Here is a 24,071-nt window from a genome sequence, read left to right as displayed (position 1 = left end):
AAGAACGTGCTTAGGTAAGGTCGGCCATCAGCACCTTTGAGCGGCGTTGATAGTTGTACATCTCTTTCTTGCTCTCCGGCAGCAGGTCGATATCCACCGGCGTAAAGCCGCGCTCCTGGAACCAGTGGATGCTGCGGGTTGTCAGCACAAACAGCTTGCTGAGGCCCATCTGCCGCGCCTGAAGGGCCACGCGCTCCAGCAGCGCTTCCCCCCGCGACGAGCTGCGGTAGTCCGGGTGCACCGCCACGCAGGCCATCTCGCCAATCTTCTCTTCCGGGAACGGATAGAGCGCCGCGCAGGCGATAGTCAGGTTGTCGCGCTGAATGATCGTGAACTTGTCGATCTCCATCTCCAGCTGTTCACGGGAGCGCCGCACCAGAATACCCTGCTGCTCCAGGGGACGGATCAGCTCCAGAATGCCGCCAATGTCGTTGATGGTGGCGCGGCGGATCTGCTCCGCGCTCTCCATCACGATCTGCGTCCCGATGCCATCGCGGGAGAAAAGCTCCTGCAACAGCGCGCCATCTTCCTGATAGCTAATCAAGTGGCTGCGACGTACGCCGCTGCGGCAGGCCTTCACCGCGCCGCGCAGGAAGCGCACCGTGCCGGAGTGATAGTCCTGCCGCCCCTCCAACTCTTCCACCCGCGCCTGCGCCTCGTTGGGGAACAGCTCCGAGACGATATTGCCCTCGTCGTTGATTACCCCCTGCGAGGAGCAGAAGCCGATCATCTTCTCCGCCTTCAGCTTGATCGCGAGCTGGGTGGCCACTTCTTCCGAGGTGAGGTTAAAGCTCTCCCCGGTCACGGAGACCGCCACCGGCCCCAGCAGCACAATCGCGCCGCCGTCAAGCTGGCGATGGATCGCCTCTTCATCAATGCGGCGAATACGTCCGCTGTGGCAGTAGTCGACGCCGTCATCCACGCCCAGCGGCTGAGCAATGATAAAGTTGCCGCTCACCACGTTGATATGCGCCCCCTGCAACGGCGTATTGTTAAGGCTCATGGAGAGACGGGCGGTGATATCGAGCTGTAACAGCCCCGCCGCCTGTTTGACCAGCTCCAGGGTCTTCGCGTCGGTTACACGGGTATGCTTGTGATAGATAGGCTCGTGGTGGTGCTCCGCCAGGTTGGCATCGATCTGCGGCCGTGCACCATAGACCACTACCAGGCGAATGCCGAGGCTGTGCAGCAGCCCGATGTCGTTGACGATGCTGGAAAAATTCTCATGCTCGATGGCTTCACCGCCCAGCATGATGACAAAGGTTTTCCCCCGATGGGCATTAATATAGGGAACAGAGTGGCGGAATCCCTGTACCAGTTCGGTTCGACGCTCCTTCACCACGGCACAACCCTCATTGCATGATTATTCGTAATTTATGTATTTTTATTCTTTTATTGCCGTGGGCGCAAGTCAAAATTTCACCGGGATGCGAGAAAAATCTCCACATTGTCACTGCCGTTAAATCAATGTTTACCCTTTTGTTGATGACAGTTTATGCATCATTCGTTAAAGTTTTTCATCAAGCAGGCCGTTTTAATAATAAATGTCATATTTTTTTGCTCGGGAGAGGCATGTCAGGATCCAACTCAGCTCTTAGCCGTCGCCGGCTGTTGCAAGGCGCTGGCGCTCTGTGGTTGCTTAGCGTAAGCAAGGCAGGTTTAGCCGCGGTAAGTCAGATTATTGCCGTCCGCGTCTGGCCCGCATCGACCTATACGCGTATTACCGTGGAGTCAAACCGGGTGCTGAAGTACCGTCAGTTCGCCTTAAGCAACCCTGAACGGCTGGTGGTGGATATCGAAGGGGTGAACCTTAATTCGGTCCTGAAGGGGATGGGCACACAGATCCACGACAGCGATCCCTTTATCAAATCTGCCCGCGTCGGTCAGTTCGATCCCAATACTGTGCGGATGGTGTTTGAACTTAAGCAGAACGTCACGCCACACCTCTTCTCGCTGGCTCCGGTAGCTGAGTTTAAAGAGCGTCTGGTGATGGATCTCTACCCGGTTAACGGGCAGAACGAGCAGGATCCGCTCCTGGCGCTGCTGGAGGATTACAACAAAGGCAGTCTGGAGAAGCAGGTTCCGCCTGCCCAGAGCGGACCGAAGCCGGGTAAGGCCGGGCGCGACCGCCCGGTGGTGATCATGCTCGATCCCGGCCACGGGGGCGAGGATCCGGGTGCGATCGGAAAATACAAAACCCGTGAAAAAGACGTGGTGCTGCAAATTGCCCGCCGCCTGCGCGCGCTGATTGATAAAGAGGCCAATATGAAGGCCTACATGACGCGTAACGAAGATGTCTTTATTCCGCTGAAGGTGCGGGTCGCTAAGGCGCAGAAGCAGCGCGCCGATCTCTTTGTCTCTATCCACGCCGACGCCTTTACCAGCCGGGCCGCCCGCGGCTCGTCGGTCTTTGCGCTGTCAACGAAAGGAGCCACCAGTACGGCGGCAAAATACCTCGCCCAGACGCAGAACGCCGCCGACCTGATTGGTGGCGTAAGCAAGAGCGGCGATCAGTATCTGGATCATACCCTGTTTGATATGGTGCAGTCCCTGACCATTAACGACAGCCTGAAGTTTGGCAAAGAGGTGCTAAACCGCCTCGGGCACGTCAACAAGCTGCATAAAAACCGGGTCGATCAGGCGGGTTTTGCGGTGTTGAAAGCGCCGGATATCCCGTCGATTCTGGTAGAGACGGCGTTTATCAGTAATGTGGAAGAGGAGCGCAAGCTCAGAACCTCGGCGTTTCAGCAGGAGGTCGCGGAGTCGATTCTGGCTGGGATCAAGGCGTACTTTGCTGATGGTGTGACGTTGGCCCGCAGGGGCTAACGTTTTTGCCGAGAGGTTTTTCCGGAAGATTTTCCGGGAGACAGATACAAAAAAACACCCGGAAGGGTGTTTATTGTTGAAGTGGTTGCGGGGGCCGGATTTGAACCGACGACCTTCGGGTTATGAGCCCGACGAGCTACCAGGCTGCTCCACCCCGCGTCCGAGTCTTCTACTTCTTATTTTACTACACAATTTTACTTCACAGTGTTGGTTGCGGGGGCCGGATTTGAACCGACGACCTTCGGGTTATGAGCCCGACGAGCTACCAGGCTGCTCCACCCCGCGTCCGTCTCTGCTTATTCAGCAGGTTTCTTTCTTTCACACTGTATTGGTTGCGGGGGCCGGATTTGAACCGACGACCTTCGGGTTATGAGCCCGACGAGCTACCAGGCTGCTCCACCCCGCGTCCGTGGAAGCGCACTATACTCCGCTCGCTCTTTGACGCAACCCTTTTTCGAGAAAATTGTTAAATAATGAAAGTATCTGCATAAAAAAGGCACATTATGCGCGTTTTTTGAGCGCAATTGCCGTTAAGTCCCGTATTTCGCATTTCATTAGCGAAACTGGTTTGTTATCTTCATCACGCCCCCTGGTTAACCAAAAGATGAGAAACAATGAAAGGACGTTGGTCGAAGTATCTCCTCACGGGCGCAGCGCTGGCTTTGCTTGCCGCCTGCTCCTCAAAACCGACCGATCGCGGTCAGCAGTATGAAGACGGGAAATTAACCCAGCCTTTCACCCTGGTAAACCAGCCCGATGCGGTGGGTGCACCGATTAACGGCGGTGACTTTGCCCAGCAGGTAGGCCAGATCCGCAGCGCTTCGCCGCGCCTCTATGGCAACCAGAGCGCCGTCTACAGTGCGGTGCAGGAGTGGCTGCGCGCCGGGGGCGATACCCGCACTATGCGCCAGTACGGCATTGACGCCTGGCAGATGAACGGCACCGATAACTACGGCAACGTTCAGTTTACCGGCTACTACACCCCGGTCGTCCAGGCCCGCCATACCCGGCAGGGCGAGTTCCAGTATCCTATCTACCGCATGCCGCCTAAACGTGGCCGCCTGCCGTCCCGGGCAGAGATCTACGCGGGCGCGCTCAGTGACAACTATGTTCTGGCCTACAGCAACTCGCTGATGGACAACTTTATTATGGACGTGCAGGGCAGCGGCTATATCGATTTCGGCGACGGCAGCCCGCTTAACTTCTTCAGCTACGGCGGTAAAAATGGCCACGCCTACCGCAGCATCGGTAAAGTGCTGATCGATCGTGGGGAAGTGAAGCGCGAGGATATGTCGATGCAGGCGATCCGCCACTGGGGCGAAACCCACAGCCCGGCGGAGGTGCAGGAGCTGCTGGAGCAGAACCCTTCATTCGTCTTCTTCAAGCCGCAGTCTTATGCGCCGGTGAAAGGTGCCAGCGCCGTGCCGCTGATTGGCCGCGCCTCGGTGGCGTCCGACCGCAGCATTATCCCGGCGGGAACCACCCTGCTGGCGGAAGTGCCGCTGCTGGATAATAACGGCAAGTTCAACGGTCAGTATGAGCTGCGCCTGATGGTCGCCCTCGACGTGGGTGGCGCGATTAAGGGTCAGCACTTTGATATCTATCAGGGGATTGGTCCCGAGGCCGGGCACCGCGCTGGATGGTACAACCACTACGGTCGCGTCTGGGTACTGAAAAACGCGCCGGGAGCAGGAACCGGTAACGTCTTTAGCGGCTGAATATGCTAATCTGCGCGCCCAATTTTACTCTCTGAGGTCTTATGTCTGTGGTAATCAGCGATGCCTGGCGTCAGCGTTTTGGCGGCACGGCGCGGTTATATGGTGAAGATGCGCTGGCGCTGTTTGCTGGCGCGCATATCTGCGTGGTCGGCATTGGCGGCGTGGGCTCCTGGGCGGCGGAGGCGCTGGCCCGCACCGGGATTGGCGCTATCACGCTGATCGATATGGACGACGTCTGTGTGACCAACACCAACCGGCAGATCCACGCCCTGCGCGACAGCGTTGGGCTGGCCAAGGCCGAGGTGATGGCGGAGCGCATTCGCCAGATCAACCCCGAATGCCTGGTAACGGTGGTGGACGACTTCGTGACCGCCGACAACGTGGCGACACTGCTGAACAAGGACTTCACCTACGTTATTGACGCGATCGACAGCGTGCGCCCCAAGGCGGCGCTGATTGCCTACTGCCGCCGGTATAAAATTCCGCTGGTGACCACCGGCGGCGCGGGCGGGCAGATCGATCCGACGCAGATTCAGGTCAGCGATCTGGCGAAGACGATTCAGGATCCGCTGGCGGCCAAGCTGCGCGAACGGCTGAAAAGCGACTTTGGCGTGGTGAAAAACAGCAAGGGCAAGCTGGGCGTGGACTGCGTCTTCTCTACCGAGGCGCTGGTCTACCCGCAGGCAGACGGCTCGGTCTGTGCCATGAAGAGTACCGCAGAGGGGCCGAAGCGGATGGACTGCGCCTCCGGCTTCGGTGCGGCCACCATGGTCACCGCCACCTTTGGCTTCGTGGCGGTCTCCCATGCGCTGAAGAAGATGATGGCCAAGGCGGCTCGCACTTCGTAGTGCGTAGGCCGGGTAAGGCGAAGCCGCCACCCGGCATTTTCACACTTGCTTCGCCGCCTCTACCACCGCCTCGCTCAGCGCCGCCAGGCCCTGTGTCCGCGAGGCGCTCAGCTGGGCGCGCAGGCCAAGCTCATCAAACAGCGCCAGCGGATCGCCCGCCAGCAGGGCGTCGGCGCTTTTCCCCTCGACGGCGGTCAGCAGCACCGCCAGCAGGCCGCGTACGATGCGCCCCTCACTGTCGCCAAAGAAGTGCATTTTCCCCGTTGCCGTGCGCGTATGGCCCAGCCAGACCCGGTTTTCACAGCCGGGGATCTCCCGGGCCTGCGCCTTTAGCTCCTCCGACAGGGGTGGCAACTGCTTGCCGAGCATAATCAGCTGGCGATACTTGTCCTCCCACTGGGTCAGCGGGCCAAAGGTCTTTTTCAGCGTCTCTTCGGTGACGGCGGTGCCAAACGGGTGTCCGGCAAAAGCAGGGCTAGTCATTAATCCACCAGTATCTCAAGGGCGCGATCGACGGCGTTAACCAGCGCGTCGACGTCGGCTTTCGTGTTGTACGGAGCAAACGAGGCGCGCAGCGTCCCGCTCACGCCGAGGGCGGCCAGCAGCGGCTGGGCGCAGTGCTGCCCGGCGCGCAGGGCGATCCCGTACTCTGCCAGCAGGGTAACCATATCGCTGTGGTGCACGCCGGCAAAATCAAACGCCAGCAGGCTGGAGTCCTGGCAGCGGAACGAGCGGAAACCCGGACGCTGGGCCAGCGCCTCTTCGGCCAGCGTCGCCAGGCCACGGCTGTAGTTTTCGGCCTGCACGATATCAAACCCCTCCAGCCACTCCAGCGCGGCGCAGAGGCCAATCACCCCGGCGACGTTGGGCGTACCCGCCTCCAGACGATAGGGCACGGGCTGAGTGGTAAAGCCGTCGAAGGTGACCTCGGCGATCATCTTACCGCCGCCCAGCCAGGGCGACATCTCATCCAGCAGGCTGGCTTTGCCGCAAAGCACGCCGATCCCGGTTGGGCCATACAGCTTATGGCCAGAGAAGGCGTAGAAGTCGATCCCCAGCTTCTGTACGTCGGCGGGAAAGTGCACCGCGCCCTGCGCGCCGTCGACCACCACCTTCATGCCTGCGCCGTGGGCCCAGGCGATAGCGCGAGCCAGATCCGGGCAGCCGCCGGTAACGTTAGACATCTGCCCGAGGGCGAGAATACGACTGCGCGGGGTGATCAGCTCATCAAGCTGCTCAACGTCCGGCACGCCGTTGGCCGCCAGCGGCAGCTTAACGATGCGAGCCCCGGTCTGCTCCGCCACCATCAGCCACGGCACCAGGTTGGCATGGTGCTCGGCCACGCTGACGATGATCTCATCTCCCGCCTTCAAGCGCGGACGGGCATAGCACTGGGCGACCATATTAATGGCTTCGGTGGTGCCTCGCGTCCAGACGATATTCTTGCCGGAGGGGGCGTTGAGCAGAGCCGCAACGCGATCCCGCGCCGCTTCATAGCGTGCCGTCAGCCGCTGGGCCTCGGCAAACTGGCTGCGGTGGACGTTGCCCGCGCTCAGGCTGTAGAACTGCTGCGTCGCGTCGATCACCGCCTGGGGCTTCAGCGCCGTGGCGGCAGAGTCCAGGTAGATACCGGCATCGGCAAGCGCCGGGAACTGGGCGCGAAACTGCGCAGGATTAAAAGCGTTCATAGAATTCCTCATATCAATATAAGGATCGTCGCGCAATTTTCACCAATGTACAAGCAAAGTGCTAACCATCGGAATTATCTGTTTATCCTGGCGAATTTATGTAAGCCGATTATGCTGATAAGTGTTAGGTGTCGATTGAAGCCTGTTAAGAAAAACGGTTTGAATAGCATTTATTGCTAAAAGGAGAAGAAGATGAAAAAGACTGCCGCAATTATCTCTGCTTGTACACTGGCTTTTGCCCTGAGCGCCTGTTCTGGTCCGAACTATGTCATGCACACCAATGACGGTCGTACGATTGTTTCCGACGGTAAGCCGAAGACTGACGATCAGACCGGAATGATCTCGTATAAAGATGCGAACGGTAATAAACAGCAGATTAACCGCAGCGACGTGAAAGAGATGGTCGCGCTGGAGAAATAATCTCGGGTTAAGCTACTGAAATTTAAGCTACTAAAAATAGCCTAAAAAAAAGCACCGCAATTCGCGGTGCTACATTAATCACTATGGACAGACAGGGTAAATGTACAGGAAGTGAAATAGGGTAGCGTTGCTACCATGGTCTGAATCGCAGACCAAATGCAAACACAACAACACAACATCACAACCGTAAGCCAAAAGCCCATCAGAACACGCATTCCAAAAAAAGCTTTTCGTTCCGGCTCAGGAAGTGCCGCCACTATAGGTATTTGCTGGTAGTTCCTCAACGGACAATTTATAATGGCTCAGATAAAAAAAACTAATAGGTAACGTGTTGTTTCCTGTTTGTTAAAATGATTTAACACCTAAGCCAAATAACCCATGTCTAAGCGATTACCGCCCTTAAATGCATTACGTGTTTTTGATGCTGCCGCCCGCCATTTAAGTTTTACTCGCGCCGCCGATGAGCTTTTTGTGACGCAGGCCGCAGTAAGCCACCAGATCAAGTCTCTTGAGGATTTTCTTGGGCTCAAGCTGTTCCGCCGCCGCAACCGATCCCTGCTGTTAACGGAGGAGGGGCAGAGCTATTTTCAGGATATCAAAGAGATTTTTTCCCAGCTCACCGAGGCCACACGCAAGCTGCAGTCGCGCAGCGCAAAAGGGGCGTTAACCGTCAGTTTATTGCCCAGCTTTGCCATTCAGTGGCTGGTGCCAAGACTCTCTAGCTTTAACTCAGCTTATCCGGGAATCGACGTCCGTATCCAGGCCGTAGACCGTGAGGTCGATAAGCTGGCGGACGACGTCGACGTGGCCATTTTTTACGGTCGGGGCAACTGGCCAGGCTTGCGTGTTGAAAAATTATACGCAGAATATCTGCTGCCGGTCTGCTCACCGCTGCTGCTGACGGGGGACAAGCCGATAAAGACCCCTGAGGATCTGGCTAAGCATACGCTGCTGCATGATGCTTCGCGCCGCGACTGGCAGACCTATACCCGCCAGCTGGGCCTGAATCTTAACGTGCAGCAGGGGCCCATCTTCAGCCACAGCGCCATGGTGCTGCAGGCGGCGATCCACGGTCAGGGCGTTGCGCTGGCAAATAACGTGATGGCCCAGTCGGAGATCGAAGCCGGTCGCCTGGCCTGTCCGTTTAACGACGTGCTGGTCAGTAAAAACGCCTTTTATCTGGTTTGTCATGACAGTCAGGCAGAACTGGGTAAAATAGCCGCCTTCCGCCAGTGGATCCTGGCCAAAGCGGCAGCCGAGCAAGAGAAATTTCGCTTTCGCTATGAGCAATAACGTATATAGGCGCGCGGTTAGCGCATGACTTTAGGGTAAGACTATGACCAGCCGATTTATGCTGATTTTTGCCGCTATCAGCGGTTTTATTTTTGTGGCCCTGGGCGCGTTTGGCGCACACGTATTGAGTAAATCGTTAGGCGCCGCCGAGATGGGCTGGATCCAGACCGGTCTTGAGTACCAGGCGTTTCACACCCTGGCGGTCTTTGGCCTGGCGGTAGCGATGCAGCGCCGGATCAGCATCTGGTTCTACTGGAGCAGCGTCTTTCTGGCACTGGGTACGGTTCTCTTCAGCGGGAGCCTTTACTGCCTCGCGCTGTCGCATCTGCGCCTGTGGGCGTTTGTCACCCCGGTCGGCGGCGTTAGCTTCCTTACCGGCTGGGTATTAATGTTAATTGGCGCAGTTCGTCTGAAACGTAAAGGCCCTGGTCATGAATAAGCTTGTACTGCTGTGTCGCCCCGGATTTGAAAAAGAGTGCGCCGCAGAGATCACCGATAAAGCCGGGCGGCTGAACGTGTTTGGTTTTGCCCGCGTCAAAGATAACGCTGGCTATGTGATTTTCGAGTGCTACCAGGCCGAAGAGGCCGACAAGCTGGCGCGGGAGCTGCCGTTTAGCTCGCTGATTTTTGTCCGCCAGATGTTCGTGGTCGGTGAACTGCTCCAGGATCTGCCCCCGGAGGATCGCATTACGCCGATCGTCGGCATGCTGCAGGGCGTGGTCGAGAAGGGCGGCGAGCTGCGCGTTGAGGTGGCCGACACCAATGAAAGCAAAGAGCTGATGAAGTTCTGCCGTAAGTTCACCGTGCCGCTGCGTGCTGCGCTGCGTGAGGCGAAGATCCTCACCAGCTACGAAACCGCCAAGCGTCCGGTGGTGCATGTCTTCTTTATCGCGCCGGGCTGCTGCTACACCGGCTACTCCTACTCCGACAATAACTCGCCGTTCTACATGGGCATTCCGCGCCTGAAGTTCCCCTCCGATGCGCCAAGCCGATCTACGCTGAAGCTGGAAGAGGCGTTCCACGTCTTTATCCCGGCGGACGAGTGGGATGAGCGCCTGGCCAACGGCATGCACGCCGTCGATCTGGGGGCCTGCCCTGGCGGCTGGACCTATCAGCTGGTGAAGCGCAACATGTGGGTTGCGTCGGTGGATAACGGCCCGATGGCCCAGAGCCTGATGGATACCGGACAGGTGACCTGGCTGCGGGAAGACGGTTTCAGATATCGCCCAACGCGCAGCAACATTACCTGGATGGTGTGCGATATGGTGGAGAAGCCTGCAAAGGTTGCCGCCCTGATGGCGCAGTGGCTGGTTAACGGCTGGTGCCGGGAAACCATCTTTAACCTCAAGCTGCCGATGAAAAAGCGCTATGAGGAGGTCTCGAACAACCTCGCGTATATTCAGCAGCAGCTGGAAGCGAACGGCATCAATGCCCAGATCCAGGCCCGTCAGCTCTACCACGATCGCGAAGAGGTGACGGTGCACGTCCGTCGCTGGTGGGCAGCCGTGGGTGGCCGTCGCGACGAGCGCTAAGTTATTGGTTTTGTAGGCCCGGTAAGCGCAGCGCCACCGGGCGGTTACACTAACCTTAGCTGCTGTAAATTGCCGTCGAGGTGCAGATCGGTCTGTAGCGTTGCCACCTCGCGGCAGATAAACGCCATCTCCCGGTGCGCCTCGAGCTTGCTGCGCCACTTCTCCGGCACCTCGTTCAGATGGGCGTAGATCCCTTCCAGCGTGGCAAACTGCGTCAGCAGCTGAGCAGCGCTCTTCTGACCAATCCCCGCCACGCCGGGTATTTTTGAACTGCTGATGCCCGCCAGTCCCCAGAAATCCGTTAGCTGCTCCGGCAGAACGCCAAACTCGCCTGCAATAAAGGGCGCATCCAGCCAGCGCTTCTGGAAGTAGTCACGAATGCGCAGGGTGGGGGAGAGAAGCTGGCAGTAGCCCTTGTCGGTTGAGACGATGGTCGCCTGATGTCCCGCCTGGGCCACCTTTACCGCCAGGGTGGCAGCGAGATCGTCCGCCTCGTTGCCCTCGGAGATCCAGCAGCGCACGCCGCGCTGTTCAAACGCCGCGCGTAGGGCAGGCATTTCGCCGTGCAGGGTATCGGGCATCGGCGGACGGCCCGCCTTATAGTCCGGCAGCCTCTGGTGCCGCCAGCCGCTGTTGCGGGCCTCGTCGTCAAATACCGCGACCGCGTGGGTCGGCTGGCTGTGAACAATTAGCTGTCCCAGCGCGTGCGTACAGGCATCCACGCAGGGTGAGCCCTGTACGGCATGAATACGGCGAATAAGGTTAAGTGCATCAACGATAAGCAGATGAACGGCCACGCGATCCTCCCGGCAATGACAGACCGGCTAAGGGTATCATTGACGGGAGGCGGAGACCATTCATCGCTCAGGGGATCAATCGCAGGCGACGATTTTCATTGCCAGCCCGCCGCGGGAGGTTTCGCGGTATTTGGCGTTCATGTCCTTGCCGGTTTCGTACATGGTTTCGATCACCTTGTCGAGGCAGACGCGCGGCTCGCTGGTGCGACGCAGCGCCATCCGCGCGGCATTCACCGCTTTGACAGAGGCGATGGCGTTACGCTCGATGCAGGGAACCTGTACCTGACCGGCAACCGGATCGCAGGTGAGACCCAGGTTGTGCTCCATGCCGATTTCCGCTGCGATGCAGACCTGGGTCGGGCTACCGCCCAGCAGCTCGGTCAGCCCGGCAGCCGCCATTGAGCAGGCGACGCCAACTTCACCCTGACAGCCCACCTCCGCCCCGGAGATAGAGGCATTCATCTTATAGAGCGAGCCGATGGCGCTGCACACCAGCAGGTAGCGCGCCAGCGAGTTAGCGTTCACTTCGCGGATGAACTTGTCGTAATAGGCCAGCACGGCGGGAACGATACCGCATGCGCCGTTGGTCGGTGCGGTGACCACGCGCCCGCCAGCGGCGTTCTCTTCGTTGACCGCCAGGGCAAACATGTTGATCCAGTCGACCACTGCCATCGGATCGGTGGTGGTTTTATCGCTGCTCACCAGCATCCGGCGCAGCGCTGCTGCCCGACGCGGAACCCGCAGCTTGCCCGGCAACGCCCCTTCAGTGGTAATTCCGCGCTCGATGCCGCCGCGCATGACCGCCCAGACGCTGGCGAAGTGCTGCTCCAGCGCCGCTTTGCTGTGCAGGGCCAGCTCGTTCTCCATCATCAGCCCGGAGAGCGACAGGCCAGTCTGCTGGCAGTGGCGCTGCAGATCGGCGGCGTTCTTATAGGGATAGGGCACGGCAACCGGCGAGTCGCTGGTCTGGCCGAAGTGCGCCTCATCGACGATAAACCCGCCGCCGATAGAGTAGTAGGTCTGGCTGTAAAGCAGCGTATCGCCTGCCAGGGCGCTGATACGCATCCCGTTTTCATGCAGAGAGAGATTGTCAGCATGGAAGTTCATGCTCTGCTCAAGGGGAAAATCGACCTCATGCTGTCCGTTCGCCAGCGGCAGACGGCCTCGGGCGCTGACATCGGCAATAAATGCCGGGATGGCATCGATGTCGACGCTGTCCGGCAGGTTGCCTGCAAGGCCCATAATAATGGCTATATCGGTGTGGTGGCCTTTGCCGGTAAGCGACAGCGAGCCATATACGTCAACCACCACGCGGGTAGTCTCGGCAAGGATCCCGCGCGCCACGAGGTCATCGGTGAACTGCTTTCCGGCTTTCATTGGCCCGACGGTGTGCGAGCTGGAGGGGCCAATACCAATTTTAAAGATATCGAATACGCTGATCATAATAATTGTCCATGGCGTAGTGCTGGGTTCGCCGCCCGGGTGGGCGGCGAGGGGGGATAACTTAAGCAGCGAAGAGGTGATACAGGGAGTAGAAGATCGCAGAGATAGCGATCAGACCCATCACCACGACAAACGCGTTGCTGATATGGCCGCTGTATTTACGCATCGCCGGGACTTTCTGGATGGCGTACATCGGCATCAGGAACAGGATCATGGCGATAACCGGGCCGCCCAGGGTTTCGATCAGGCCGAGGATGCTCGGGTTCAGCGTCGCAACCAGCCAGGTGGTCAGCAGCATGAAGATCGCCGTGATGCGGTTTAGCTTGCCGATCTCCATGGTTTTGCCTTTGCCGCGCAGGGACTTAATGATCATCCCGTTAAAGCCTTCGCGCGCGCCCAGGTAGTGGCCGAGGAAGGATTTAGTGATTGCGACCATGGCGATAATCGGTGCCATCCACTCAATGACCGGGGCATGGAAGTGGTTAGCCAGGTAAGAGAGGATAGAGATGTTCTGCTCTTTCGCCGCAACCAGATCGGCCGGGGCCAGGCTCAGCACGCAGCTGAAGACAAAGAACATCACCGTCAGCACCATCATGATGTGGGCATAGGAGAGGATGCGGGAGCATTTTTTCTCTGCGTCATCGCCATACTCTTCGCGTTTAGCAACGGCGAAGGAGGAGATGATCGGCGAGTGGTTGAAGGAGAAGACCATCACCGGGATCGCCAGCCACAGGGTCATCCACAGGCCTTGTCCGGTGTTAGCGGCCGCATCAAAGGAGAGGGTCTCCAGCGCCGCGCCGCTCCACTGTGGGATCAGGTAGAGCGCCAGCAGCATCAGGGCAATCACAAACGGGAAGACCAGGATGCTCATCGCCTTAACGATCATCTTCTCGCCGAAGCGCACGATGGTCATCATGCCGACGATCAGGATCAGGGACAGCACGACGCGCGGCGGCGAAACCATACCCAGCTGGTGGGTCAGGAAGCTGTCGACGGTGTTGGTGATCGCCACGCTGTAAACCAGCAGGATCGGGTAGATAGCAAAGAAGTAGAGCAGGGTGATGACCTTACCGGCACCAACGCCAAAATGCTCTTCCACTACTTCGGTGATGTCTTCGCCAGGGTTTTTCCCTGACAGCACAAAGCGGGTCAGGCCGCGGTGGGCAAAAAAGGTCATCGGGAAGGCGATAATCGCCATGATGATCAGGGGGATCATGCCGCCGACGCCGGCGTTAATCGGCAGGAACAGAACGCCTGCACCAATTGCCGTGCCATACAGGCCCAGCATCCACATGGTATCGCTCTTACGCCATGTGCTTCGCGTTGCCTGCGAAGCAATGGTGCTGGTTTGCGTGGTTTCCATCTCTATCTCCATTTACTTTAAAAGCTAAATATCAGGCGCTTAGTCAAATCCGATGAAAAAGCACCCAACGGTAATATAAAATTGGGTTAAGTAACGTCTTGGGATTATTTTTCTCCGTTACATTTTGCGGCGGAACGATACATTTATGTTATGACCCTGACAGTGATCGCGATCTCAATTGCAATAATCCACTTTCTATATGGCTGTGTTTAGACCAACGCGCTGCTAAAAATGCCCACAGGGAGATTTATGGTGGCGAAGGCTACCATCGCCAGGATTTGCGATCAAAGCGGTAGATGTGAAATACGATAATCACCCGGTAAAAGGCGTAGATAGCAGCGTTTTATCAGATTTAAGCAAAACTTTTCTAGATAAATAACGGGGGGCATTTCCTAAGCAATCGATTGCTTTTGCGGGGCGGTTAAGAACTATAAGCTTAGTGTATGTATTGAGTAGGCCGGGTAAGCGGAGCGCCACCCGGCAGGTCAGGAGAAATCAGGCACAGATTTCGTAGCAGGGGATATAGGCCGAGCCCGGCAGCTTCATGCGGTGCTGAGCCACAAAGCCCTGGAGCAGATCGTCCATCCGGCGCATCATTGCCCGGTCGCCGTGGATCTTGTACGGTCCGGCGGCTTCAATGGCACGAATACCTACCTCTTTGACGTTGCCCGCCACGATCCCTGAGAAGGCGCGACGCAGATCCGCCGCCAGCACCTCTACCGGCCGATCCGGGTAGAGCTGAAGGTTGGCCATATTCTCATGGGTCGGCTCAAACGGCATCTGCAGATCCGGCGCGATGCGGATAGACCAGTTAAAGCTGTAGGCGTCTCCGGTATCGCGACGGTGCTCTTTCACCAGCGGCATCGCTTTTTTCATCTGGCGAGCCACTTCCGGCGCATCGTCAATAATGATGCGGTAGTAGCGGCGGGCCGATTCGCCGAGCGTATGGGTAATAAACTCGTCCAGCACGCGGAAGTAGTCTGCGCTCTGTTTTGGTCCGGTGAGGATCAGCGGCAGCACCTGATGCTGGTTGGCCGGGTTCATCAGAATGCCGAGCAGGTAGAGCAGCTCTTCTGCGGTTCCCACACCGCCGGGGAAGATGATGATCCCGTGGGCGATACGTACGAAGGCCTCCAGACGCTTCTCGATATCCGGCATGATCACCAGCTCGTTAACCAGCGGGTTAGGCGGCTCGGCAGCGATGATGGACGGTTCGGTCATGCCGATAAAGCGTCCCTCTTTATAGCGCTGCTGGGCATGGCCCACCGCCGCCCCTTTCATCGGGGCTTCCATCGCGCCAGGGCCACAGCCGGTGCAGATGTTCAGCTCGCGCAGACCCAGCTGGGTTCCGACGCGGCGAGCGTAGAGGTACTCGGTTTCATTGATCGAGTGGCCGCCCCAGCACACCACCATATTAGGTGCTTCGCCCACGTGCAGCGCGCGGGCGTTGCGCAGGATCGAGAAGACCAGGTTGGTGATGTGGGTAGAGCTCTCCAGGTTAAGGTGCTGGAAGCGCCCGGCATTGTGGATCTGCCCGTTGACGAACAGGATATCGCGCAGCACGGCAAAGAGGTTAGCCTGGAGCGAGCGGATAATACGTCCGTCAACGAATGCCTCTTCCGGCGGGTTGATCAGCTCCAGCTTTACGCCGCGTTCGCGACGTAACACGTTGATATCAAAATTCTCGAAGCGGGACAGCAGCTCTTTACTGCTGTCGGTCTGGCTTCCTGAGTTTAGAACGGCAAGTGAACAGTTACGAAACAGTTGATAAAGGTCGCTGCTGGCCGAGCTTTTGAGCATATCGACTTCCAGCTGCGACAACAGATCCATTGAGCCTAGCGGGCTAATATGTGTAATCAAGTGAACTCCTTATGGGGCGAAAATCGCCGCTCCCTGTGATTACAATAGCCCTGGCTTATGACGTTTAACAACCTCAGGCGCGGAATCCACCGCGCAAATCAGTAAAAAATCGTACTTTTTGCCGCCGCTACTGGCGCACCAGACGACCGGTAGCGGGCTGGAAGTCGGTGTTGCTACGCCACGGGTTGATATCCAGACCACCGCGACGGGTATAGCGAGCATAGACGCTCAGCGTTTCCGGCTGACAGAAGCGCAGCAGATCGTTAAAGATGCGCTCAACGCACTGCTCGTGAAACTCGTTGTGGTGGCGGAAGGAGACCAGATAACGCAGGAGCTTCTCGCGATCGATCTGCGGCCCGCGATACTGAATCTGAACGGAACCCCAGTCCGGCTGATGGGTGATCAGGCAGTTGGATTTCAGCAGGTGGCTGACCAGGGTTTCTTCCACTACGCTGCCACCCGCGGCGTTTTGCAGGTAGTCGGCGTTGAACTGGTAGTCATCGATCACGATATCCTGGTTATCGATGCATTTGCCGTTGAAGTGGGCAATCGGCTGGCCTTCCAGCTCATCTAACGCATAGAGCATCACGCTCACCTTACCCTGCGCGCAGGCGCTGAGATCCCGCTCCAGCGTCGTGCGAACCTCTTCCCAGCTGCTAAAGCGCGTTTGGTTAAAGCTGTTCAGGTAGAGCTTAAAGCTTTTTGACTCCACCAGGTTAACGCTGGCGTAGTCCAGCTCGACATGGCCCACTGCAACCTGCGGCAGGCCGTTGGCGTTGAGCCATGACAGCTCATACAGCGTCCAGATGTCTCCGCCGTGGAAGGGCAGGCTGTCGGCGTGCAGGCCGAGGGGATCGCGATTCAGGCTACGAGGAACACCCTGCAGCAGGGTTGCGTCGTAGGTATCGCGGTAGCGGGTGGTTTTGCCCAGGGTCAGGCCAGCCAGCGCCTGGTGGTTATCATAAGAAGAAGACATGTTTCATCGCCGTTTTGCAGGTAAACTCTCAGCCTTAAGTTTATCCTGGCTGAGTGAAGAGAGGAACCGGTGGACCAAGAGACATCCCTTGCCCTGAAGGCTTTTACCGCGCGCTACTGCGACGCCTGGCATGAGACCCACAATAGCTGGCCGCAGAGCGAAGCGCTGTATGGCGTGCCGTCGCCCTGTGTGATCTCCTCGCTGGAAGACCGGGTCATCTGGCAACCCCAACCTTTTGATGCAGAAGAGAATGTAAACGCTGTTGAACGTGCATTAGATATTGTGATACAACCTGCAGTTCACAGCTTTTATTCCACACAGTTTGCCGGTGATATGCTGGCACGATTCGAGAATGAGGCGCTGACGCTCCTGCAAACCTGGAGTGCGGACGATTTCCTGCGTGTTCAGGAGAATCTCATTGGACATCTGGTGACGCAGAAGCGATTAAAGCTGCCACCCACGCTGTTTATCGCCACGCTCGACAGCGAACTCGATGTCATCTCGATCTGTAACTTAACCGGCGAGGTGGTGAAAGAGACGCTCGGTACCCGTCATCGCACCGTGTTTGCCCCTTCGGTAGCGCTATTCCTTCAGCGGCTTGAGCCTGTCATGTAATCCAATCCTCTATTACGCGTGTGAGAGATCTCTTACAAGCGTGTAGGATATTGCCATTTTGTTAAAAAACATTTTGAATATGTAAAATCGATAAAGCAAATTCAAATCAGTAATTTACTAAAAATTGCGCGACATTTAACGCAAATTAATCCGCACTAAAGTCTTATGGCAGGGTTGCAAGACGAAGCGGAAAGGTCGATTCTATTTGTGTCGACAGGATGTTGAACACGAAGTGAATATCAGGATGATGTCGCTTCTGGCACAGGACATACCGGGACGGTATTGCAGGGAAAGGCTTCAGGATGAAGCAAAAAGGATAACGCCGGAGCGCGTTGAAGGACACCTCCAGGAAGGAGAATGTGAACCGGGCAGGATATCCGGTGGATCAGGATGATTAGGATGTCGCTTAATGGATTAAGCGTGTCGTATCGGGCGATGCGAGCAGGCAGCATGGTTTATGGATGAACAGGGTTTATGGATGAACAGGTCAGGAGACCGCAGGAAAAGTTTTCATGGATGAGCAGGGAGCATCAAGGTAGCCGGACTGCTGCTAAACGAACCGGGAGCACTGTTTAATTACAGTGCTCCCTTTTTTATTTCCCCCTCCGCAATGCTATTCTGCGCGCCAGTTCGATCGTCATTGAGGTTTCTATGTCTCTTCATATCAGCGTACGCGAGCAGCTGCACGCCATTGAGGCGCTGCTGCGCGAGAAAAAAATCTGGCAGGGCGTTGCGCCAGAGAGCAGCGCGTTTGCCAGCACGCAGCCCTTTTGCCTGGATACGCTTGCCCCGCTGGAGTGGCTGCAGTGGGTGTTGATCCCCCGCATGCACGCCCTGCTGGACAGCGGTCAGCCGCTGCCGCAGACCTTTGCCGTGACTCCTTATTACGAGATGGCGCTCGATGCCAGCGATCCGCTGCGTGACGTCATCCTTGTGCATCTGCAACGCCTTGATGCGCTCTTTGCCGGTAGCGACACCTGATGCTGGAGATTATTTATCAGGATGAGTGGCTGGTGGCGGTGAACAAACCCTCCGGCTGGCTGGTGCACCGTAGCTGGCTCGATCGCGATGAAAAAGTGGTGGTGATGCAAACCGTGCGGGATCAGATTGGTCAGCACGTCTTTACCGCTCACCGTCTGGATCGGCCCACCTCTGGCGTGCTGCTGATGGGGTTATCCAGCGAGGCGGGGCGTCTGCTCTCCCAGCAGTTTGAGCAACACCTGATCCAGAAGCGCTACCATGCGATTGTTCGCGGCTGGCTGATGGACGCCGCCACGCTGGACTACCCGCTGGTAGAGGAACTGGATAAGATCGCCGATAAGTTTTCCCGCACTGACAAAGAGCCGCAGCCAGCGGTGACCCGCTATCGCGGGCTGGCCACCGTCGAGCTGCCGGTTGCCGTCAGCAAGTTTCCGACGACCCGCTACGGGCTGGTAGAGCTGGATCCGCAAACCGGACGCAAGCACCAGCTGCGCCGTCACCTGACTCACCTTCGTCACCCGATTATCGGCGACAGCAAGCATGGCGATCTGCGTCAGAACCGCAGCGCGGCGGCGCACTTTGGCCTGAACCGTCTGATGCTGCACGCCAGCGAGCTCTCCCTGACCCATCCCTTTACCGGCGAGCCGTTAACTCTGCGCGCCGGGCTGGACGACGTCTGGATGCAGGCGTTAACCCAGTTTGGCTGGCGCGGCCTTCTCCCGATGAATGAAAGGGTTGAGTTTGTGCCGGACAGCGGCCAGGATGAAACCTGGCAGTTAGCAACCAGGGAGTGAAAAATGGCAGAGATTGGTATTTTTGTTGGCACCATGTATGGCAACTCATTGCTGGTGGCCGAAGAGGCGGAGACGCTGCTGACCGGGCAGGGGCATCAGGTTAAGGTCTTTGAGGATGGCACGCTGGCGGACTGGGCCTATTACCAGGACAAAACCGTGCTGGTGGTCACCTCTACGACGGGGCAGGGCGATCTGCCGGATAACATCGCGCCGCTCTACGCAGCGATCCGCGATTCGCTCGGATTCCAGCCCAACCTGCGTTACGGCGTGATTGCGCTGGGCGACAGCACCTACTCCCACTTCTGCGGCGGCGGGAAACGGTTTGCCGAGCTGCTTGCAGACCAGCAGGCGCAGCGCGTCGGCGATGTCCTGCTCATTGACGCCAGCGAACACCCTGAGCCTGAGACGGAGTCGAACCCGTGGGTTGAGCAGTGGGGAACCCTGCTAAAATAAATTCCATTTAGCCCTCCCGCCTGGGGAGGGCCATCGTCTTTTTTCCTCTCTTTTACTCCTGACGCTTTTCAATTCCGTGAACTCCCCCCCATCGCCTTGTGCCTATGCCCCAAAGCAGAGTGATAAGCACCCTGAATATTGTGTGCGTGCACGGTGAGCAGATTCTGGCCACTTCATATACTTTTCTCGCCAGTTATTAAAAGGCAGTCCGCAGGGGCTAACGAACCGCTGTACAGAGACTGCCATAAAACACCAGTACGTCATTCTGATACCCCTACAGGTTGTGCTTTTCAGAATGAATGTAGCTCAACGCTATAATTCAGGAGTGCAATAATGAGTTCATTAAGCCACGCAGCGAGCAGCGCCGAAAAGCGCACTAACGCTCGCTACTGGATAGTGGTGATGCTGTTTATCGTCACATCCTTCAACTATGGTGACCGCGCGACGCTGTCCATTGCCGGCTCTGAAATGGCAAAAGATATCGGTCTTGATGCTGTTGGCATGGGGTATGTTTTCTCTGCATTTTCATGGGCCTATGTTATCGGTCAAATCCCCGGCGGCTGGCTGCTCGACCGCTTTGGTTCAAAACGTGTCTACTTCTGGTCTATCTTCATCTGGTCGCTGTTTACCCTGCTGCAGGGCTTCGTGGATATCTTCAGCGGCTTCGGCATCATCGTTGCGCTCTTCACCCTGCGCTTCCTGGTGGGCTTAGCGGAAGCGCCCTCCTTCCCCGGTAACAGCCGCATCGTGGCGGCCTGGTTCCCGGCGCAGGAGAGGGGCACGGCGGTTGCGATCTTTAACTCCGCCCAGTACTTTGCCACCGTTATCTTCGCCCCGATCATGGGCTGGCTGACCCACGAAGTGGGCTGGTCGCACGTCTTCTTCTTCATGGGCGGTCTGGGCATTATCATCAGCTTTGTCTGGCTGAAGGTGATCCACGAGCCGAATCAGCACCCTGGCGTGAACAAGAAAGAGCTGGAGTACATCGCCGAAGGCGGCGGGCTGATCAACATGGATCAGCCGGGCAACAAAGTAAAAGTGCCTTTCAGCGTTAAGTGGGCGCAAATCAAGCAGCTGCTCAACTCGCGCATGATGATCGGGGTCTATATCGGCCAGTACTGCATTAACGCCCTGACCTACTTCTTTATCACCTGGTTCCCGGTCTACCTGGTGCAGGCACGCGGCATGTCGATTTTGAAAGCGGGCTTTGTCGCCTCTATCCCGGCTATCTGCGGCTTTGCCGGTGGCGTACTGGGCGGCATCATCTCCGACTGGCTGATGCGCCGTACCGGCTCGCTGAACATTGCCCGTAAGACACCTATCGTATTAGGGATGCTGCTGTCGATGGTGATGGTGTTCTGTAACTACGTCGACGCGGAGTGGATGATCATCGGCTTTATGGCGATGGCCTTCTTCGGCAAAGGCATCGGCGCGCTGGGCTGGGCCGTAATGGCCGACACCGCACCGAAAGAGATCAGCGGCCTCTCCGGCGGCCTGTTCAACATGTTCGGTAACATCTCCGGGATCGTCACCCCGATCGCCATCGGCTACATCGTGGGCACCACCGGCTCCTTTAACGGCGCGTTGATCTACGTCGGTGTCCATGCCCTGGTCGCGGTATTGAGCTATCTGGTGCTGGTGGGTGATATCAAACGTGTCGAACTGAAACCTGTGACAGGACGCTAACGATGAGTATGCAATCCAGCCCCGTTATTACCGATATGAAAGTGATCCCGGTTGCCGGCTACGACAGCATGCTGATGAATATCGGCGGGGCACATAACGCTCACTTCACCCGCAATATCGTGGTGCTGACCGACAACGCCGGGAACACCGGCGTGGGGGAAGCGCCCGGCGGCGAAGTGATCCTTAAAACGCTGACCGATGCGATCCCGATGGTGATCGGCCAGCAGGTTGCCCGCTTAAACCAGGTGGTTCAGCGGGTGCATAAAGGCAACCAGGCGGCTGACTTTGATACCTTCGGCAAAGGTGCCTGGACCTTTGAGCTGCGGGTGAATGCGGTGGCGGCCCTGGAGGCCGCGCTGCTCGACCTGCTGGGCAAAACGCTCGGCGTGCCGGTCTGCGAGCTGCTGGGGCCAGGTAAACAGCGCGACGCCGTGACGGTGCTCGGCTACCTGTTCTACGTCGGTGACCGACAGAAGACCGATTTGCCGTATCGCGTCAAAACCGAGGGCAACCACGACTGGTATCATCTCCGTCATCAGGAGGCGATGAACAGCGAGGCGGTGGTACGCCTGGCGGAGGCGTCACAGGATCGCTACGGCTTCAAAGATTTCAAACTGAAAGGCGGCGTGCTGCCGGGCGAGCAGGAGATTGACACCGCCCGCGCGCTGAAAAAACGCTTCCCGGACGCCCGCATCACCGTCGATCCCAATGGCGCGTGGCTGCTGGATGAGGCCATTGAACTCTGCAAAGGGCTGAATGACGTCCTGACCTACGCGGAAGATCCGTGCGGTGCAGAGCAGGGTTTCTCTGGCCGGGAGGTGATGGCGGAGTTCCGTCGGGCAACCGGTCTGCCGGTGGCGACCAATATGATCGCCACCAACTGGCGTGAGATGGGCCACGCGGTGATGCTCAACGCGGTGGATATTCCGCTGGCGGATCCGCACTTCTGGACGCTCTCCGGGGCGGTACGCGTGGCGCAGCTGTGCGACGACTGGGGCCTGACGTGGGGCTGCCACTCCAATAACCACTTTGATATCTCACTGGCGATGTTTACCCACGTTGGTGCCGCCGCGCCGGGTAATCCGACCGCCATCGACACCCACTGGATCTGGCAGGAGGGTGACGCGCGCCTGACCAAACAGCCGTTGGAGATTAAGCACGGCCAGATTGCCGTACCGGACGCGCCGGGCCTTGGCGTAGAGCTGGACTGGGACCAGGTACAGAAAGCCCACGCGCTGTATAAGACGCTTCCGGGCGGGGCGCGTAATGACGCGGGCCCGATGCAGTATCTGATCCCCGGCTGGACGTTCGATCGCAAACGCCCCGTCTTTGGTCGACACTAAATTTGTTATAGAAGGATTAAACGATGAGCAATCAATTTTCTACCCCGGTCGTTACGTCCATGCAGGTGATCCCGGTTGCGGGCCACGACAGCATGCTGATGAATCTGAGCGGAGCGCACGCGCCGTTCTTCACCCGTAACATTGTTATCATCAAAGACAACTCGGGTCATACTGGCGTGGGCGAGATCCCAGGCGGCGAGAAGATCCGCCAGACGCTGGAAGATGCCGCCGCACTGGTGGTAGGTAAAACCGTTGGCGAGTACAAAAACATTCTGACCGCCGTCCGCAACCAGTTTGCCGACCGTGACTCGGCGGGCCGTGGCCTGCAAACCTTTGACCTGCGTACCACCATCCACGTAGTGACCGGGATCGAAGCCGCGATGCTGGATCTGCTGGGCCAGCACCTGGGCGTCAACGTGGCGACCCTGCTCGGCGACGGTCAGCAGCGCAGCGAAGTGGAGATGCTCGGCTACCTGTTCTTCGTCGGCAATGCCAAAGCGACGCCGCTGCCCTACCAGAGCCAGCCGGATGATCCATGCGACTGGTATCGCGTGCGTCATGAAGAGGCGATGACCCCGGATCGCGTGGTGCGTCTGGCCGAAGCGGCCTATGAGAAATACGGCTTTAACGATTTTAAACTTAAAGGCGGCGTGCTGGCGGGCGAAGAGGAGGCCGAGTCCATTGTGGCGCTGGCGAAACGCTTCCCGCAGGCGCGCGTGACCCTCGACCCGAACGGCGCATGGTCGCTGGCCGAGGCTATCAACATCGGTAAGCACCTGAAGGGCGTGCTGGCCTACGCAGAAGATCCGTGTGGCGCAGAGCAGGGCTTCTCTGGCCGTGAGGTGATGGCCGAGTTCCGCCGCGCCACCGGTCTGCCGACCGCCACCAACATGATCGCCACCGACTGGCGGCAGATGGGCCATACGCTCTCCCTGCAGTCCGTGGATATCCCGCTGGCGGATCCGCACTTCTGGACCATGCAGGGCTCCGTGCGCGTGGCGCAGATGTGCCATGAGTTCGGCCTGACCTGGGGCTCGCACTCCAACAACCACTTCGACATTTCACTGGCGATGTTCACCCACGTGGCAGCCGCCGCGCCGGGTAAAGTCACTGCTATCGATACCCACTGGATCTGGCAGGAGGGCAACCAACGCCTGACCAAAGCGCCGTTTGAGATCAAGGGCGGGATGGTGCAGGTGCCGAGCACGCCGGGTCTGGGCGTCGAGCTGGATATGGATCAGGTGATGAAGGCGCACGAGCTGTATCAGAAGCACGGTCTCGGCGCGCGTGACGATGCTATGGGCATGCAGTATCTGATCCCGGGCTGGACGTTTGATAACAAACGTCCGTGCATGGTGCGTTAATGCAGAGGCCGGTCCCGGCGGGATCGGCCTGTTCCCTATTTTTCCGGCTGTAGGGTTTAGGCAATCACACT

At 57.9% G+C, this 24,071-nt stretch carries 22 protein-coding genes and 3 tRNA genes; 14 read left to right on the top strand and 11 right to left on the bottom strand.

All coding sequences use genetic code 11. The features are described 5' to 3' along the window. Positions 1-10: 10 nt before the first annotated feature. Positions 11-1,342: an amino-acid N-acetyltransferase gene (gene argA / locus EV102420_RS01130; protein ID WP_042387905.1), complete on the bottom strand. Its 1,332-nt coding sequence runs from the start codon at positions 1,340-1,342 to the stop codon at positions 11-13. Positions 1,343-1,572: 230 nt separating this feature from the next. On the opposite strand from argA, the gene amiC reads away from it, so the two are divergent. Further along, entirely contained in the window at positions 1,573-2,826 is a 1,254-nt protein-coding gene (amiC, locus tag EV102420_RS01125) for an N-acetylmuramoyl-L-alanine amidase AmiC (RefSeq protein ID WP_042387903.1), read from the top strand. An 82-nt stretch (positions 2,827-2,908) separates the two neighbouring features. On the opposite strand, the gene EV102420_RS01120 is transcribed toward amiC, so the two are convergent. The 3 genes from EV102420_RS01120 to EV102420_RS01110 all read right to left on the bottom strand — a co-directional run bounded on the left by EV102420_RS01120 (position 2,909) and on the right by EV102420_RS01110 (position 3,232). After that, a tRNA-Met gene (locus tag EV102420_RS01120) sits at positions 2,909-2,985 on the bottom strand. A gap of 49 nt (positions 2,986-3,034) precedes the next feature. Continuing rightward, positions 3,035-3,111, bottom strand: a tRNA-Met gene (locus EV102420_RS01115). 44 nt (positions 3,112-3,155) lie between these two features. After that, positions 3,156-3,232 (bottom strand) — tRNA-Met (locus EV102420_RS01110). 208 nt (positions 3,233-3,440) lie between these two features. Here EV102420_RS01110 and mltA point away from each other — a divergent pair. Then, entirely contained in the window at positions 3,441-4,544 is a 1,104-nt protein-coding gene (gene mltA / locus EV102420_RS01105) for a murein transglycosylase A (RefSeq protein ID WP_042387901.1), read from the top strand. A 41-nt stretch (positions 4,545-4,585) separates the two neighbouring features. Further along, positions 4,586-5,392 (top strand): tRNA cyclic N6-threonylcarbamoyladenosine(37) synthase TcdA, encoded by an 807-nt coding sequence (tcdA, locus tag EV102420_RS01100; protein ID WP_042387899.1) that lies wholly within the window; start codon positions 4,586-4,588, stop codon positions 5,390-5,392. A 39-nt stretch (positions 5,393-5,431) separates the two neighbouring features. Here the strand turns inward: tcdA and csdE are convergent, their stop codons facing one another. Beyond that, positions 5,432-5,875: a cysteine desulfurase sulfur acceptor subunit CsdE gene (gene csdE, locus EV102420_RS01095; RefSeq protein WP_042387897.1), complete on the bottom strand. Its 444-nt coding sequence runs from the start codon at positions 5,873-5,875 to the stop codon at positions 5,432-5,434. Further along, positions 5,875-7,080, bottom strand: coding sequence for a cysteine desulfurase CsdA (gene csdA / locus EV102420_RS01090; protein ID WP_042387895.1), 1,206 nt, complete (start codon positions 7,078-7,080; stop codon positions 5,875-5,877). Before csdA ends, csdE begins: the two co-directional genes overlap by 1 nt. Positions 7,081-7,272: 192 nt before the next feature. On the opposite strand from csdA, the gene EV102420_RS01085 reads away from it, so the two are divergent. The 4 genes from EV102420_RS01085 to rlmM all read left to right on the top strand — a co-directional run bounded on the left by EV102420_RS01085 (position 7,273) and on the right by rlmM (position 10,325). Next, the gene (locus tag EV102420_RS01085; protein ID WP_042387893.1) at positions 7,273-7,500 is read left to right on the top strand and encodes a YgdI/YgdR family lipoprotein; all 228 of its coding nucleotides are present in this window, start codon (positions 7,273-7,275) and stop codon (positions 7,498-7,500) included. A gap of 378 nt (positions 7,501-7,878) precedes the next feature. Continuing rightward, positions 7,879-8,793 (top strand): glycine cleavage system transcriptional regulator GcvA, encoded by a 915-nt coding sequence (gcvA, locus tag EV102420_RS01080; protein WP_042387892.1) that lies wholly within the window; start codon positions 7,879-7,881, stop codon positions 8,791-8,793. A gap of 43 nt (positions 8,794-8,836) precedes the next feature. Beyond that, positions 8,837-9,232, top strand: coding sequence for a DUF423 domain-containing protein (locus tag EV102420_RS01075; RefSeq protein ID WP_042387890.1), 396 nt, complete (start codon positions 8,837-8,839; stop codon positions 9,230-9,232). Further along, a complete protein-coding gene (rlmM, locus tag EV102420_RS01070) occupies positions 9,225-10,325 on the top strand; it encodes a 23S rRNA (cytidine(2498)-2'-O)-methyltransferase RlmM (RefSeq protein ID WP_042387888.1) in 1,101 nt (366 codons plus the stop codon). Before EV102420_RS01075 ends, rlmM begins: the two co-directional genes overlap by 8 nt. Positions 10,326-10,369: 44 nt before the next feature. On the opposite strand, the gene xni is transcribed toward rlmM, so the two are convergent. The 5 genes from xni to queF all read right to left on the bottom strand — a co-directional run bounded on the left by xni (position 10,370) and on the right by queF (position 16,764). Further along, complete coding sequence (xni, locus tag EV102420_RS01065; protein WP_042387885.1) at positions 10,370-11,122, bottom strand: flap endonuclease Xni; 753 nt, start codon at positions 11,120-11,122, stop codon at positions 10,370-10,372. Positions 11,123-11,197: 75 nt separating this feature from the next. Beyond that, positions 11,198-12,565, bottom strand: a complete 1,368-nt coding sequence (locus tag EV102420_RS01060) for an L-serine ammonia-lyase (RefSeq protein WP_042387883.1) — start codon at positions 12,563-12,565, stop codon at positions 11,198-11,200. Between the two features lie 61 nt (positions 12,566-12,626). Beyond that, positions 12,627-13,928 carry an HAAAP family serine/threonine permease gene (locus tag EV102420_RS01055; protein ID WP_042387882.1) on the bottom strand — a complete coding sequence of 434 codons (1,302 nt, stop codon included), beginning with the start codon at positions 13,926-13,928 and terminating at the stop codon, positions 12,627-12,629. Positions 13,929-14,423: 495 nt separating this feature from the next. Next, positions 14,424-15,788 carry a nucleotide 5'-monophosphate nucleosidase PpnN gene (gene ppnN, locus EV102420_RS01050; protein ID WP_042387880.1) on the bottom strand — a complete coding sequence of 455 codons (1,365 nt, stop codon included), beginning with the start codon at positions 15,786-15,788 and terminating at the stop codon, positions 14,424-14,426. A 127-nt stretch (positions 15,789-15,915) separates the two neighbouring features. After that, the gene (gene queF / locus EV102420_RS01045; RefSeq protein WP_042387878.1) at positions 15,916-16,764 is read right to left on the bottom strand and encodes an NADPH-dependent 7-cyano-7-deazaguanine reductase QueF; all 849 of its coding nucleotides are present in this window, start codon (positions 16,762-16,764) and stop codon (positions 15,916-15,918) included. Positions 16,765-16,833: 69 nt separating this feature from the next. Here queF and syd point away from each other — a divergent pair, with 69 nt between their 5' ends. The 7 genes from syd (at position 16,834) to gudD (ending at position 24,000) form a co-directional block, all read left to right on the top strand. Next, a complete protein-coding gene (gene syd / locus EV102420_RS01040; RefSeq protein WP_042387876.1) occupies positions 16,834-17,379 on the top strand; it encodes a SecY-interacting protein in 546 nt (181 codons plus the stop codon). Between the two features lie 651 nt (positions 17,380-18,030). Next, positions 18,031-18,360: a YqcC family protein gene (locus EV102420_RS01035; protein ID WP_042387874.1), complete on the top strand. Its 330-nt coding sequence runs from the start codon at positions 18,031-18,033 to the stop codon at positions 18,358-18,360. Beyond that, entirely contained in the window at positions 18,360-19,154 is a 795-nt protein-coding gene (truC, locus tag EV102420_RS01030) for a tRNA pseudouridine(65) synthase TruC (RefSeq protein WP_042387872.1), read from the top strand. The genes EV102420_RS01035 and truC overlap by 1 nt, the downstream gene beginning before the upstream one ends. Before the next feature lie 3 nt (positions 19,155-19,157). Then, on the top strand, positions 19,158-19,607 hold the full coding sequence (locus EV102420_RS01025; protein WP_042387869.1) for a flavodoxin: 450 nt from the start codon (positions 19,158-19,160) through the stop codon (positions 19,605-19,607). Positions 19,608-19,940: 333 nt separating this feature from the next. Beyond that, positions 19,941-21,293: a galactarate/glucarate/glycerate transporter GudP gene (gene gudP / locus EV102420_RS01020; RefSeq protein WP_042387867.1), complete on the top strand. Its 1,353-nt coding sequence runs from the start codon at positions 19,941-19,943 to the stop codon at positions 21,291-21,293. A 2-nt stretch (positions 21,294-21,295) separates the two neighbouring features. After that, positions 21,296-22,636 (top strand): enolase C-terminal domain-like protein, encoded by a 1,341-nt coding sequence (locus EV102420_RS01015; protein ID WP_042387865.1) that lies wholly within the window; start codon positions 21,296-21,298, stop codon positions 22,634-22,636. Positions 22,637-22,659: 23 nt separating this feature from the next. Continuing rightward, on the top strand, positions 22,660-24,000 hold the full coding sequence (gudD, locus tag EV102420_RS01010) for a glucarate dehydratase (RefSeq protein WP_042387863.1): 1,341 nt from the start codon (positions 22,660-22,662) through the stop codon (positions 23,998-24,000). Positions 24,001-24,071: the final 71 nt, after the last annotated feature.

It is taken from the genome of Pseudescherichia vulneris NBRC 102420, assembly GCF_000759795.1.
Taxonomy (GTDB): domain Bacteria; phylum Pseudomonadota; class Gammaproteobacteria; order Enterobacterales; family Enterobacteriaceae; genus Pseudescherichia; species Pseudescherichia vulneris.
The sequence above is the reverse complement of the archived record's forward strand: the minus strand, read 5'-3'. Positions and strand labels throughout refer to the sequence as shown.